Here is a 13160-nt window from a genome sequence, read left to right on the forward strand (position 1 = left end):
AGGAATGCCGCGTCGGCGTGCGTCAGAATTGACCCATGAGCGTCATGCAGCCCCGGCATGCCGCGTCGCCCCCTCGAGCCGCGTTCTACGCCCTGCCCATCGGCCTGCTGGTGACGGCGCTGGCCTCGCTGTGGGCGCTGGCTGCTCCAGGCGGCATCCCCGATCCTGCCCACGCCGCGGCCCTGGTGCCCCCGGCAGCCGCTTCGGTGAAGTCGCTGCCTGCGATCGAGATCGAGTCCGTGGCTGTCGTCGATCCCTGCGCCGATCCCGACGTGACAGCCGCGCTCGCCGCGCGGAACGACTCCGCGGTGATCGCCGCCTTCGGTGGGGCGGACGCGTTCCGCACGTCGATCGCCTCGGGCTCGGCGCCGTGCATCCCGATGAACGACCCCTCGCACGTGTGGGTGGTGGTCAACAAGGCCCGCGCGCTCTCCCCGCTCGACTACGCCCCCGGATCCCTCGCGGGCAGCGGACTGACGACGACGACGCGCTCCGGCACGGCGCGCGACGACGTCGCCTCCGCCCTCGCCGAGCTCGCGTCGGCGGCGGCGGATGCCGGCGCCGGCCGCATCGGCGTCAACAACGGCTACCGGTCCTATGCCCTGCAGGTGCGCACCTACGGCCAGCATGTGCAGAGCGAGGGCCGAGCGGGCGCCGACGCGGTGTCTGCCCGCCCCGGCTACAGCGAGCACCAGACCGGGCTCTCTGCCGACATCGTCGCGTGCAGCCCCGACTGCGGCGGCATCCACTCCTTCGCGGGCACAGCGCAGAGTAACTGGGTCGCCCAGCACGCGTGGGAGCACGGGTTCATCGTGCGGTACGAGGAGGGGCACACGGCGACGAGCGGCTATGTCGCCGAGCCGTGGCACGTGCGGTACATCGGTAAGGAGCTCGCCGCGGCCTATCACGCGGGAGGGTTCCACACCCTCGAGGAGTTCTTCGGACTGCCCGCAGCCCCCGACTACGTCGGCTGACCGGACGCGCTCCGCTCCGCGGCATCCGTCCGTGCCGCGGCCCGGCGCAGCATCGCGGCGCCGGCGAGGCCGAGCAGCAGGAACCCGGATGCGATGATCAGCGCCCAACGCACGCCATCGGTGAACCCCGTGGACAGCGCGGCCACCGCATCCGCCGTGTGGGTGCCGAGCGGACTCGACGCGCCCTGCTCGCGCAGCTGCGCGATGCTGGTACCCGCCGACTCCCTCGTCGCTGAGGCCAGCTGGTCGGCGGCGCTGCCGGTCACCCCGGCTGCGCTCAGCGCGGACGGCAGAGTCAGGGCGAGCGAGATCGACAGGGCCGTCCCGGCGAATGCCGTGCCCAGCGCCGAGCCGATCTGCCGCACCGTGCTCTGTGTCGCGGACCCCTGCCCCGACACGTCCACCGGCACGTCGCGCAGCACCGTTCCGGTCAGCTGAGCGGATGCCAGGCCGAGGCCGAGCCCGTACACGACCAGCGGCAGGGCGATCAGCCATCCGGGGGTCGTCGGCTGCATGATCAGCACCAGTACGAACACCCCGAGTACCTCGAGCCCCAGACCGATCAGCACGACGCCCGGTGCGCCGAACCGCGCCGCCAGATGCCGGGCCGCCGCTCCGGACGCGAACGCCCCGAGCGCCATTCCGGCGAGCACGAGCCCGGCGCCCATGACGTCCATCGCGAGCGCGTTCATCAGGTACAGCGGCAGCACGAAGATGATCGCGAACTCGCCGACCGCGACCATCGCCGCGGTCAGATTGCCCCACGAGAACGTCGGCAGCGTGAACAGCTTCAGGTCGAGCAGCGCCGCCCGCCGCACCTTCTCACGATGCCTCTCCCAGCGCACGAACAACAGCAGCGCCACCACGGCAATCGCCAACGCGATCGGAACGGGCGAGAGCGGAGCGTCCGCCGGCCAGGTTCAGCCGAAGATCCTCATCTCGGCCTTGGACGACCACCACCCCAGATCCGGCCCCTCGATCACGGCGAACACCAGAGCTCCGAAGCCGATCGCGCTCAGCAGCGCGCCGTCCACGTCGACGCCGGGCAGCGGCTCGGCTCCGCGCGTCTCTGGCACCAGCAGGATGCCGCCGATCAGCACCAGCAGGCCCAGTGGCACGTTCACCAGGAAGATCCAGTGCCACGACGCCCATTGCGTCAGCGCACCGCCGGCGAGCGGGCCGATCGCGGCGGCCCCCGAGATCACCGCGCCCCAGATGCCGAACGCCGCCGCGCGATGCCTGCCGCGGAACACGGCGTTCACCGTGGACAGCGTCGACGGCATGATCAGCGCGGCGCCGACGGCCTGCACCGCCCGCGCGCCGATCAGCGAACCGGCGGATGCCGCGGCCGCGGCCAGTACGCTGCCGCCGATGAACACCACCACGCCGATGAGGAACAGCCGCTTGCGGCCCCAGCGGTCGGCGAGGCGCCCTGTCGACAGCAGGAGTGCCGCGAGCACGACGGCGTAGAGACTGTTCACCCACTGCGCATCCGTGAGGTTCAGATGGATGTCCTGGATGATGTTCGGCAGCGCGACGCCGACGATCGTGCCGTCGAGCACGATCATCCCCAGCCCTGTGGCCAGGACGGCGAGACCCGCCCAGGCTCGACGCGAAGGAGCGGTCTCGGTGGCGGGGGACGGGGAAGTGGTCACGCTCTCATCACAGCACGCGTCGGGCGGCGGAGCATCCATCATTCGATCGAAAACGCCGTCTTGCGGCAATCGACAAACGCGGAACCGAGTCCCGCGAAACTTGGGATGCATAGTCACAACGGACTCCCGTCGCGGCATCCGGCGACCGTAGACTCGCGGCATCGAAGACGCTGAATCACGCCTGGAGGAGTGAGATGGAACGCGACATCTACGAAGAGGACCACGAAGCCTTCCGCGACCTGGTCAAGGACTTCGTCAAGCGCTACGCCACCAACGAGAACATCGAGAAGTGGGAGGCGGCGGGCGAGATCGACCGCGCCACCATGCTCGCCGCGGGCGAGGCCGGTCTGATCGGCCTGTCGGTCCCCGAGGAGTTCGGCGGCGCAGGCATGCTGCAGGACTACCGCTTCCGCACCATCGTGATGGAAGAGGTCATCGCCGCCGGAGCGGGCTCGCTCGCCGGCGCCTTCGGCATCCAGGACGACCTGGCCGTGCCGTACCTCGTGCACATGGGCACGCAGGAGCAGAAGGAGAAGTGGCTGCCCCGCATGGCCACCGGTGAGGTGCTCGGCGCGCTCGCCATGACCGACCCGGGCGCCGGCTCCGACTTGCGCGGCATCAAGACCAACGCGAAGAAGGTCGACGGCGGCTACATCCTGAACGGCGCCAAGACGTTCATCTCGTCGGGCACGACCGCCGACATCGTCGTCACGTTCGTCAAGACCGGTGAGGGCAACCGTCCCGACGCGTTCAGCCTGCTGATCGTCGAGAAGGGCATGGAGGGCTTCGACCAGGGCAAGAAGCTCAGCAAGATGGGCTTCCACGGCTGGGACACCGCCGAGCTGAGCTTCACCGACGTCTTCATCCCCGACGAGAACCTGATCAGCGGCAAGGAGGGCATGGGCTTCATCCAGCTGATGATGAACCTGCCTCTCGAGCGCCTGTCGATCGGCGTCGCCGCGGCAGCCGCCATGCAGGCGGCGTTCCAGTGGACCCTCACCTACACGAAGGATCGTGAGGCCTTCGGCGAGCGCATCGCCGACTTCCAGAACACCCGCTTCCGCCTGGCCGACATGGCCGCGACGACGGATGCCACGTGGGCGTACATCGACCGCGCGCTGCTGGCCTACAAGGACGGCAAGCTCTCGGCCGAGGACGCCGCGAAGGTGAAGTTCTGGGCGACCGAGCGCGAGTGGGAGCTGCTCGACATGGGCGTGCAGCTGCACGGCGGCTACGGCTACATCATGGAGTACCCGATCGCGAAGGCGTTCACCGACGCCCGCGTGCACCGCATCTACGGCGGCACGAACGAGATCATGCGCGACCTGGTGGGCAAGCAGCTCGTCGGCAAGCGCTGACACACGCTGAGTAGAAAGGCCGCCCGGATGCATCCGGGCGGCCTTTGCGTTCTCTCAGAGATCAGGGCACAATCCCAGCCCATTCCCTGATTGCGAGGCGCTGAATGGAAGAGGAAAGTCCCGCGCGCTACCCCCGCAGACAGACTCGCTACGGCCGCCACGCGAGCATGAGTCGGGAGGTCTGCCATGATTCCTCATCGTGCCGGCGCGAAGCGTCGGCTGCTGTTCCCCGCGCTGCTGGTCGCCGCGGCATCCGTCATCCTGGCGGGATGCTCGGCCGGCGGCGGAAGCGGGGGCACCGCCGCGCCGGCGAACGCCAACGCCCCGGACAAGGCGGCGAACACCATCTCCTGGGCGCTTCCGCCGGCCACCGTGCCGAACTGGATCTGGCCGTTCTCGCCGATCGCCGACTTCAGCGTCACGAACTCCGAGATGCAGCTGATGCTGTACCGCACGCTGTACTGGTACGGCGACAACGGCAAGACCGGCGTCGACTACTCGCTGAGCCTCGCGCAGAAGCCGGTGTTCAGCCCGGACGGCAAGACGATCACCATCACCATGAACCCGTACACGTGGTCCAACGGTGAGAGCGTCACCGCCCAGGACGTCATCTTCTGGATCAACATGGACAAGGCCGAGAAGGCCAACTACGCCGGGTACGCACCGGGGCAGTTCCCGGACAACATCGTGTCCGCCACGGCCAAGGACGACAAGACGCTCGTGCTGACCACGGACAAGGCGTACAGCCAGGAGTGGTTCCTGATGAACCAGCTCAGCCAGATCACGCCCATGCCGATGGCCTGGGACATGACCAGTGCCAGCCAGAAGGGCACCTGCGCGACCGATGTCAGCGGCTGCAAGGCGGTGTTCAGCTACCTGCAGGCGCAGTCGAAGGACCTGCCGTCCTACGCGAAGAGCCCGGTGTGGTCGGTCGTCGACGGACCGTGGATGCTGAAGAGCTTCAACTCCGACGGCCACGTCGCATTCGTGCCGAACACGAAGTACTCCGGCCCCGTCAAGGCGCAGGTCAAGGAATTCGACATGGTGCCGTTCACGACGGATGCCGCGGAGTTCAACGTGGTGCGGTCGGGCAAGACCCTCGACATCGGGTACATCCCGACGCAGGACATCGCCCAGCCCAAGCCCGCGTCGAGCGCTCCGGATGCCGCGGGGCCGAACCCGTTGAGCCAGGACTACCGGCTGCTGCCGTGGTTCCTTTACGGGTTCAACTACTTCCCGATCAACTACAACAACCCGAAGACCGGCCCGATCTTCTCGCAGCTGCCCGTTCGTCAGGCGCTGCAGTCGATCGTCGATCAGCAGGGGGTGATCAGCTCCACGGCCAAGAACTACGGCGTCGAGACCACGGGTCCCGTGCCGCTGTTCCCGGACAGCCCGCTGATCTCGCAGTCCGAGAAGAACAACCCGTATCCGTTCAGCATCGCGAACGCCACGAAGTACCTCAGCGACAACGGCTGGAAGGTCGTGCCGAAGGGCGAGACGACGTGCGTGAAGCCGGGAACGGCGAAGGGCGACTGCGGGGCGGGCATCGCGGCGGGTACCGCGCTGACCTTCTCGCTGCCGTACGCCAGCGGCAACGCGACGATCGACACCGCGATGGCCTCGATGAAGTCGAACGCCGCGCAGGTCGGCATCACGCTGAACCTGAAGCCCGAGCCGTTCAACCAGGTGACCTCCACCGCCGTGCCCTGCAAGGGTTCGGGATGCACCTGGGACATGGGCAACTGGGGCGGCGGCTGGGTGTACGCACCCGACTACTACCCGACCGGTGAACTGCTGTTCGCCACGGGCGCCGGTTCCAACTCCGGCAGCTACTCGAGCTCCGAGCTCGACAGGCTGATCGCAGCCACCAACACCACCAGCGGCAACGAGGTGATGCAGGCGTACGAGGACTTCATGGCGCAGAACGTGCCCGTGATCTACCAGCCCAACTACACCTACTCGCTCACCGAGGTCGCGAACGGCGTGCAGGGCTACGACCACAACAACCCCTACGGGGCCATCACCCCGGAGGAGTGGCACTACTGAACGGTGCTCGCGACTGATCCATCACTGACGACGCGACGAGCACGATGGGAGGCACGCGATGATCGGATACATCATCAGGCGCCTGCTGCAGGCCGTGCTCGTCGTGCTCGTCGTGACTGTGATCGTCTTCATCCTGCTGCACTCGCTGCCGGGCGGTCCGGCACGGGCCATCCTCGGTCCGCGGGCGACGCCGCTCCAGGTGGCCCAGTTCAACGCCCAGAACGGCTTGAACCAGCCGCTGGTCGTGCAGTACTTCACGAGCGTGTTCGGATGGTTCACCGGCAACTTCGGCTACTCGTACGTGCTGAACCAGTCGGTGGCATCCCTGCTCGCCGAGCGGCTGCCCAAGACCATCATCCTGGCGCTGCTCGCCCTGATCCTCACCGTGATCGTCGCGATCCCGGTGGGCATCTATCAGGCCGTGCGGCGCAACCACGTCTTCGACTACGTCGCCACAGGCCTGTCCTTCATCTTCTACGCGGCGCCGACGTTCTTCCTCGGCCTGATCCTCATCGAGATCTTCTCGTCGTACCTGGGCTGGTTCCCGCCGGAGGCGCCGCAGTCCGACGGCGTGATCCCGATCTTCCAGCAGTTCCCCGCCATGGTGCTGCCGATCGTCACGCTCGCGCTGCTGAGCATCGCCGGTTTCTCGCGCTACATGCGCTCCTCGGTGCTGGACAACATCGGTCAGGACTACGTGCGCACCGCGCGCGCGAAGGGCGCCTCGTCGTCGCGCGTGCTGTGGCGGCACGTGCTGCGCAACGCGCTGATCCCGATCATCACCCTGCTCGGTCTGTCGCTGCCCGCGCTGTTCGCCGGCGCGCTCATCACCGAGTCGATCTTCAACTTCCCCGGTATGGGGCTGCTCTTCTGGCAGGCGGCGCAGCAGTCCGACTACCCGGTCGAGCTCGGCGTCGTGATCGTCACGGCCTTCGCCACAGTGCTGGGCAACCTGCTCGCCGACCTGTCTCTGGCCGCGATCGATCCGCGGGTGGCGCTATGAGCACCACGCTGCGCACCGGAACCGCGGTGGACCAGGTCGGCGCCACCGGCCCTGCCCCCGGGACGGAGCCCCGCGCGGCCGCGGGGCGTCTCGAGGGCAGGCCGAAGAGCCTGTTCCGGCTCGGCTTCGAGGTGTTCGTGCAGAACCGTCTCGCCATCGTCGGGCTGGTCGTCATCGCCCTGGCGATCCTGTTCTGCTTCGTCGGCCCGTTGATCTATCCGACCGATCAGGTCACGGTGAACCTGGCGGCGGCGAACCAGGCGCCGGGCCCAGGGCATCCGCTCGGCACCGACGGGTCGGGGTACGACGTGCTCGGCAGGCTGATGGTGGGCGGGCAGACCTCGCTCATCGTCGGGCTCGCCGCGGCGGCGATCGCGACGATCGTCGGCACCCTGTGGGGCGCGGTCGCCGGGTTCTTCGGCGGTGCGATCGACGGAATCATGATGCGCATCGTCGACGCGCTCCTGGCCATCCCGATCCTGTTCCTGCTGCTGTTCCTGGTGACGATCGTGCGACCCTCGCTGCCGGTGATGATCTTCGTGATCGGGTTGACCGCCTGGCTGGTCCCTGCGCGACTGGTCCGCGGCGAGGCACTCACCCTGCGCGTGCGCGAATACGTGCAGGCGGTGCGCGTGATGGGCGGATCGTCGTGGCGGTCGGTCAGCCGGCACATCATGCCGAACGTCATCGGCACCGTTATCGTGAACGCGACGTTCCAGGTGGCCGACGCGATCCTGCTCGTCGCCTATCTCGGCTACCTGGGACTCGGCATCTCGCCGCCCGCCACCGACTGGGGCGCGATGCTGAGCAACGGCACCCAGTACGTGTTCCTGAACTACTGGTGGCTGATCTATCCGGCCGGTCTCGCGATCATCCTCGTGGTGGTCGCGGTGAACCTCGTCGGCGACGGACTGCGCGATGCGGTCGAGGTGCGCCTGCAGCAGCGGTGATGGGGGAGAGATGGCGCTTCTGGAGGTCTCCGAGCTGAGGGTCGACATCCGGCTCAGCAAGACGGTCGTGCACGCGCTCGACGGCGTCTCGTTCACCGTGGATGCCGGCGAGACGGTCGGGCTGGTCGGCGAATCCGGATGCGGCAAGACCATGACCGCGATGTCGATCGAGCGACTGCTGCCGTCCGGCGGTCACATCACCGACGGCGAGGTGCTCTTCGACGGCAGGGACCTGACGAAGCTGTCGGAGCGAGACCTGCAGCAGATCCGCGGCGGCGACATCGGCATGATCTTCCAGGACCCGATGACCAGCCTCAACCCGGTGCAGACGATCGGCGAGCAGGTCGCGGAGCCGCTGCTGCTGCATCGCGGGTTCTCCGGTGCGGCGGCCCGGGAGGAGGTCGTCGAGATGCTGAAGCTCGTCGGAATCCCGCATCCGGAGCAGCGGCTCGGCAGCTACCCGCATCAGCTCTCCGGCGGACAGCGGCAGCGCGTGATGATCGCGATGGCGCTGATCTGCCGACCGAAGCTGCTGATCGCCGACGAGCCGACCACCGCCCTCGACGTGACCGTGCAGAAGCAGATCCTCGAGCTCATCGACCGGCTGAAGGCCGAGCTGGGCATGGCGGTGATCCTGATCACCCACGACCTCGGCGTGATCGCCGGCCGGGCCGATCGGGTCGTCGTGATGTACGCCGGGCGGGTGGCCGAGACCGCCGAGACGCAGGTGCTGTTCGACCGGCCGCGGCACCGCTACACCGAGGCGCTGTTCGAGGCCCTTCCCGAGCGCGCCGCGGGTACAGGGGAGAGGCTGTACTCGATCCCGGGGCTGCCGCCCGATCTCATCGACCGCCCGAACGCGTGCCCGTTCGCGCCGCGCTGCCGCTTCGCGGTGGAGCGGTGCCGCACCGAGGTGCCGCCGCTGGAGAGCGCCGACGACGTGGACCCGACGCATGCCTTCGCGTGCTTCGTGCCGCGCATGGAGCCGATGCCGGCGATGGCCGATGCCGTGGTCGCCGAGCGCGCGCCGGCGGATGCCGAGACGCCTGCGGATGACCGGGAATGGGTCGCCCCGACCCGCTTCATCCCCGCCGACGGCACCCCGCTGCTCGAACTCGACGACCTGGTGAAGGACTTCCCGGTGACCGGCGGCGGCCTGCTGCGCCGTGCGGTCGGCACCGTGAGCGCCGTGGCCGGGGCATCCCTGCGGATCGGGCGCGGGCAGACGCTGGGGCTGGTCGGCGAGTCAGGATGCGGGAAGACCACGCTCGGCCGGCTCGTGGTCGGCCTGGATCTGCCCAGCTCCGGACGCATCCTGTTCCGCGGTCGCGAGCTGAGGCACCGCCGACGGCGCGACCCGCGCGAGGACAGTCGCAACGTGCAGTTCATGTTCCAGGACGCGTACGCTTCGCTCGACCCGAGGATGCGGGTGCGCGCGATTCTGAGGGAGCCGCTGGAGATCCAGCACGTCGGCACCGCGCGCGACCGCGACCGGCGCGTGGACGAGCTGCTCGAGGCGGTCGGCCTGCCGAAGCGTGCGGCCGAGCGGTACCCGCACGAGTTCTCCGGCGGCCAGCGGCAGCGCATCGGCCTGGCGAGGGCGCTCGCGCTGCAACCCGCGCTGATCGTCGCCGACGAGCCGGTGTCGGCCCTGGACGTGTCGATCCAGGCGCAGGTGCTGAACCTCATGAAGCAGCTGCAGCGCGAGCGCGAGCTGACCTATCTGTTCATCAGCCACGACCTGTCCGTGGTGCGATACCTGTCCGACGTGATCGCCGTGATGTACCTGGGCAAGGTCGTCGAGATCGGGCCGGCCGCCGAGGTGTATGCGGCCCCGCAGCACCACTACACACGCGGCCTGATCGACGCGATCCCGGTCGCCGACCCTGCAGCCGAGCGCTCGAAGGCGAAGCTCGGTGTGAGCGGTGAGTTGCCCAGCGCGATGGATCCGCCCAGCGGATGCCGGTTCCGCACCCGCTGTCCCGCCGCGCAGGACATCTGCGCGCAGGTCGAGCCGATGCTGCGCGTCGGTGGCGGTCCCGCACAGGATGCCGGGGAGCCGGGCGCCCACCGGGTCGCCTGCCACTTCCCGCTCGAGGCCGCGTCGTTCCTCGACGCCGCCGCGCACCGGCCCGAGGGGATGGGGCCGGTGCGCGAGACCGGCCGCCACCCCGCGTCCTGATCCGGCTCGCCTTGCGTACTGGCGGGACTCGCCCTTCTTGGCCGCCATCCTCTGCTCCGGTCTCACCCATTGCGGGTGTGGAGGCGGGAACACCCGCATCCGTTGGGACCGGAGCAGCTGTGCGCTCTGTTCGGGTTGCAGATGGCGGACGGTTCTGCATCCGGCGGCGGGACTAACCGCGTGGCATTCGCCGTCTGCAGATCGGTCCTCCGGGTGCAACGGTAGCAGTGAAGTTACTACCAGAGTAGCATCGGCCTATGTCGTACACGAAAGTCAGCCTCAGTCTCAGCGAGGACGACGTGACGTTCCTCGACATTGAGGCCGTCAGTGGTCGGTACGCATCGCGATCGGCCGCCGTGCAGGATGCCGTGCGACTGCTGCGGGAGAGCCGACTGGCGGATGCCTATGCCGAGGCCTACGCCGAGGGGTACGACGAGGACTGGGATGCGGCATCCGACGACGGACTCGCATCGGCATGACCGTGGCATCCGTGCTTCGACGGGGGCAGATCGTGCTGGTCGCAGTCGACCCGGCCGTCGGTTCGGAGGCGGCGAAGACGCGGCCTGCCGTGGTGGTCAGCAACAACACGGCGAATGCCGTGGCCGTGCGCAGTGAGCGCGCCACTGTGACGGTCGTGCCGCTGACGACGAATGTCGCGAGGGCGCATCCGTTCCAGGTGCTGCTGCCGGCGTCGGCGACCGGTCTCGAGCGAGACTCGAAGGCTCAGGCCGAGCAGGTGCGCACGATTGCGGTCGCCCGTATTGCACGCCCGGTCGGCTGGGTGCCTGCCGAACTCATGGGCGCGCTCGACGAGGCGCTGCGCCTGCACCTCGCGCTCTGAGAGAACCTCGCGGTCTGAGAGAAGCTCGCGGTCCCACGGATCGGCGGAGTGCGGCCAGCGGGCGGCGTCCTTCCGCTCCGGTCTCACCCGTTGCGGGTGTGGGGCGGGAGCACCCGCATCCGTTGGGACCGGAGCAGCTGTGCGCTCTGTTCGGGTTGCAGATGGCGGACGGTTCTGCATCCGGCGGCGGGACTAACCGCGTGGCATTCGCCGTCTGCAGATCGGTCCGCCGGGTGCAAACAGGACAGGCGTGTCAGGCGGTCGGCCGGGCAGCGGCCTCGCGAGAGGCGCGGGAAGCCGGCGATGAGGCGCCGATCCTCCAGTAGCCCGTGAAGCTGACGAGGCCCTTGTCGACCCCGCGCTCGTTCACGAGCATCCGTCGTCCGCCGGAGGCGAGAGACTGCTCGCCCGCGAGGTAGGCGTGGAACGGGGCATCCGGCAGCCGCTGCGCGTGCAGCGCGGCGAGCGCCGCGGCGCCGGGCGCCTCCCCAGCAGGGCGCACGACCCAACGCAGCTCCACGCCCTGAGGATGCCGGAAGTCCAGAGCATCCGCCAGGTCCCCGACCTCGACGATCGCGACGCCTGTCGCGGAGGCGGGCAGCGACGCGCAGATGCCCGCGATCGCCGGCAGGGCGGTCTCGTCTCCCACGAGCACCACGCGGTCCGTGCCGCGCTCGGGGTTGAAGCACAGACCCTCGTCGATGACCAGCACGTGCTCGCCGGCCCGGCAGGTCTCGGCCCAGCGGGATGCCGGGCCCGCGGTGCCCTCGGCAGCCGAGCCGTGCAGCACGAAGTCGACGTCGATCTCGGCGCCGGTCCCCGACGTCGCCGGACGATACGCGCGCACGGTGTAGTTGCGCATCACCGGGCGCTCGCCGTCGGGGATGCGCAGGAACTTCAGGTATCCCAGCATCCCGTTCGCCTTCGGCGGCACCCGGTCGAGCGCGGCCTCGCCGCCGAGCGGCAGGAACAGGCGGAACCACTGGTCGTAGCCCAACGGGCGGAACCGTCCGACGTCACCGCCGCCGAACGTGACGCGCACCCAGCGCGGTGCGATCCGCTCGGTGCGCAGCACGGTCAGATGCAGCAGCTCCTGCACCTCGGGCTTGACGATCTTGGCGGCGGTCATGGCAGCTCCCAGGGGAAGGTCGCGAACAGGAGGACAGCGGATGCCGCGAGTACGGCGACCGTGAACATCGTGTCGCGCACGCGCCACGGCACGAGATGTCGCTCGGTGCGGGTGGGGTGGGCGCCGAAGGCGCGGGCATCCATCGCGAGCGCGACGCGCTCGGCATGCCGGATGCCTCCCGCCAGGAGCGGCACGATGTAGCCCCATCCGCGCGCCAGGCGGGCGAACGGTCCGCGCCCGCCGTGATGGCCGCGCACCCGGTGCGCGGCGCGGATGATCGACAGCTCGTGCCCGAACCGCGGCACGAATCGGTAGGCGGCGAGCGCCGTGTAGCCGATCCGGTACGGGATGCGCAGCTGCTGCACGCCCGCGCGCACCAGGTCGGGGCCCGTCGTGGTGAGACCGCCGATCAGCGCCAGCGCGAGGATCGCGCCGAGGCGCAGCGCGGTGGCCGCGCCGATCGCGAGGGCTCCTGTGCGCAGGGTCCAGTCGCCGATGCTCAGGATGCCGGGGGTTCCGGCGATCAGTTCCGGCGACACCCAGAGTGAGAAGCCGAGCGTGATCACCGCGAGGCCCACCGGCACGGCGACGAACAGCAGCAGCGCGATGCGGCGAGTCATGCGGGTGCCGCTGAGGATGACGACGTAGGAGAGTGCGAGGAAGAGTGCGGGGGTCAGCAGATCGCGCGTGAACACGAGCAGCACGATGGCCGGGACGACGGGAAGCGCTTTGGCGAGGGGGTTCAGGTGGTGCAGCCAGAAGCGCCGGGGTGTCGGGGTCTCTGCGTAGGGGTCTGTTTCGGGAAGTTGAGGAGGCGTCCGGTCGGGGCGCTCCGCGATGGATGCCCCTGGGCGAGACATCCCCCCGCGAGACCCGATGCCAGCTCGCTCAGAAGTGTCCATCGCTCCGCTCGGGAGGTCCGGTGCGCCCACGGCGGGCAGAGTGGAGAGGAGGGCGGATGCGTGAGCAGGCGGAGCCACGTCGTCGAGCGGCGCCTCTTCGTTCCGGTCGCGATCGGG

The 13160-nt window shown here is 69.1% G+C and carries 10 protein-coding genes and 1 pseudogene; 8 read left to right on the plus strand and 3 right to left on the minus strand.

Annotated elements, in window-relative coordinates; genetic code table 11:
- Window positions 1–35: 35 nt before the first annotated feature.
- On the plus strand, window positions 36–974 hold the full coding sequence (locus ACFVDO_RS17270) for a D-alanyl-D-alanine carboxypeptidase family protein (RefSeq protein ID WP_378859430.1): 939 nt from the start codon (window positions 36–38) through the stop codon (window positions 972–974).
- Here ACFVDO_RS17270 and ACFVDO_RS17275 read toward each other — a convergent pair.
- Window positions 962–2668 (minus strand): annotated as a pseudogene (locus ACFVDO_RS17275) (MFS transporter). The gene ACFVDO_RS17270 and the pseudogene ACFVDO_RS17275 overlap by 13 nt on opposite strands.
- Before the next feature lie 155 nt (window positions 2669–2823).
- On the opposite strand from ACFVDO_RS17275, the gene ACFVDO_RS17280 reads away from it, so the two are divergent.
- From ACFVDO_RS17280 to ACFVDO_RS17310, 7 genes are all read left to right on the plus strand, one after another.
- Window positions 2824–3987, plus strand: a complete 1164-nt coding sequence (locus ACFVDO_RS17280; protein WP_378859429.1) for an acyl-CoA dehydrogenase family protein — start codon at window positions 2824–2826, stop codon at window positions 3985–3987.
- 186 nt (window positions 3988–4173) lie between these two features.
- Complete coding sequence (locus ACFVDO_RS17285) at window positions 4174–6036, plus strand: ABC transporter substrate-binding protein (protein ID WP_378859428.1); 1863 nt, start codon at window positions 4174–4176, stop codon at window positions 6034–6036.
- 58 nt (window positions 6037–6094) lie between these two features.
- Window positions 6095–7039, plus strand: coding sequence for an ABC transporter permease (locus ACFVDO_RS17290; protein ID WP_378859427.1), 945 nt, complete (start codon window positions 6095–6097; stop codon window positions 7037–7039).
- Window positions 7036–7989 (plus strand): ABC transporter permease, encoded by a 954-nt coding sequence (locus ACFVDO_RS17295; protein ID WP_378859426.1) that lies wholly within the window; start codon window positions 7036–7038, stop codon window positions 7987–7989. The genes ACFVDO_RS17290 and ACFVDO_RS17295 overlap by 4 nt, the downstream gene beginning before the upstream one ends.
- 10 nt (window positions 7990–7999) lie before the next feature.
- Entirely contained in the window at window positions 8000–10171 is a 2172-nt protein-coding gene (locus ACFVDO_RS17300; RefSeq protein ID WP_378859425.1) for a dipeptide ABC transporter ATP-binding protein, read from the plus strand.
- Between the two features lie 257 nt (window positions 10172–10428).
- A complete protein-coding gene (locus ACFVDO_RS17305) occupies window positions 10429–10650 on the plus strand; it encodes a ribbon-helix-helix domain-containing protein (RefSeq protein ID WP_378859424.1) in 222 nt (73 codons plus the stop codon).
- On the plus strand, window positions 10647–11012 hold the full coding sequence (locus ACFVDO_RS17310) for a type II toxin-antitoxin system PemK/MazF family toxin (protein ID WP_378859423.1): 366 nt from the start codon (window positions 10647–10649) through the stop codon (window positions 11010–11012). Before ACFVDO_RS17305 ends, ACFVDO_RS17310 begins: the two co-directional genes overlap by 4 nt.
- Window positions 11013–11265: 253 nt before the next feature.
- On the opposite strand, the gene ACFVDO_RS17315 is transcribed toward ACFVDO_RS17310, so the two are convergent.
- Window positions 11266–12141 (minus strand): siderophore-interacting protein, encoded by an 876-nt coding sequence (locus ACFVDO_RS17315; protein ID WP_378859422.1) that lies wholly within the window; start codon window positions 12139–12141, stop codon window positions 11266–11268.
- On the minus strand, window positions 12138–12896 hold the full coding sequence (locus ACFVDO_RS17320; protein ID WP_378859446.1) for an energy-coupling factor transporter transmembrane component T: 759 nt from the start codon (window positions 12894–12896) through the stop codon (window positions 12138–12140). Before ACFVDO_RS17320 ends, ACFVDO_RS17315 begins: the two co-directional genes overlap by 4 nt.
- Window positions 12897–13160 lie beyond the last annotated feature (264 nt).

The sequence above is a fragment of the Microbacterium sp. NPDC057741 genome (assembly GCF_042798735.1).
In the GTDB taxonomy this organism is placed as follows: domain Bacteria; phylum Actinomycetota; class Actinomycetes; order Actinomycetales; family Microbacteriaceae; genus Microbacterium.

Excerpts from the sequence above, each read along its gene's own strand:
- ACFVDO_RS17285 (WP_378859428.1), top strand. The coding sequence starts at position 4,174 with ATGATTCCTCATCGTGCCGGCGCGAAGCGTCGGCTGCTGTTCCCCGCG.
- ACFVDO_RS17295 (WP_378859426.1), top strand. The coding sequence starts at position 7,036 with ATGAGCACCACGCTGCGCACCGGAACCGCGGTGGACCAGGTCGGCGCC.
- ACFVDO_RS17305 (WP_378859424.1), top strand. The coding sequence starts at position 10,429 with ATGTCGTACACGAAAGTCAGCCTCAGTCTCAGCGAGGACGACGTGACG.
- ACFVDO_RS17300 (WP_378859425.1), top strand. The coding sequence starts at position 8,000 with ATGGCGCTTCTGGAGGTCTCCGAGCTGAGGGTCGACATCCGGCTCAGC.
- ACFVDO_RS17270 (WP_378859430.1), top strand. The coding sequence starts at position 36 with ATGAGCGTCATGCAGCCCCGGCATGCCGCGTCGCCCCCTCGAGCCGCG.
- ACFVDO_RS17280 (WP_378859429.1), top strand. The coding sequence starts at position 2,824 with ATGGAACGCGACATCTACGAAGAGGACCACGAAGCCTTCCGCGACCTG.
- ACFVDO_RS17315 (WP_378859422.1), bottom strand. The coding sequence starts at position 12,141 with ATGACCGCCGCCAAGATCGTCAAGCCCGAGGTGCAGGAGCTGCTGCAT.
- ACFVDO_RS17290 (WP_378859427.1), top strand. The coding sequence starts at position 6,095 with ATGATCGGATACATCATCAGGCGCCTGCTGCAGGCCGTGCTCGTCGTG.
- ACFVDO_RS17310 (WP_378859423.1), top strand. The coding sequence starts at position 10,647 with ATGACCGTGGCATCCGTGCTTCGACGGGGGCAGATCGTGCTGGTCGCA.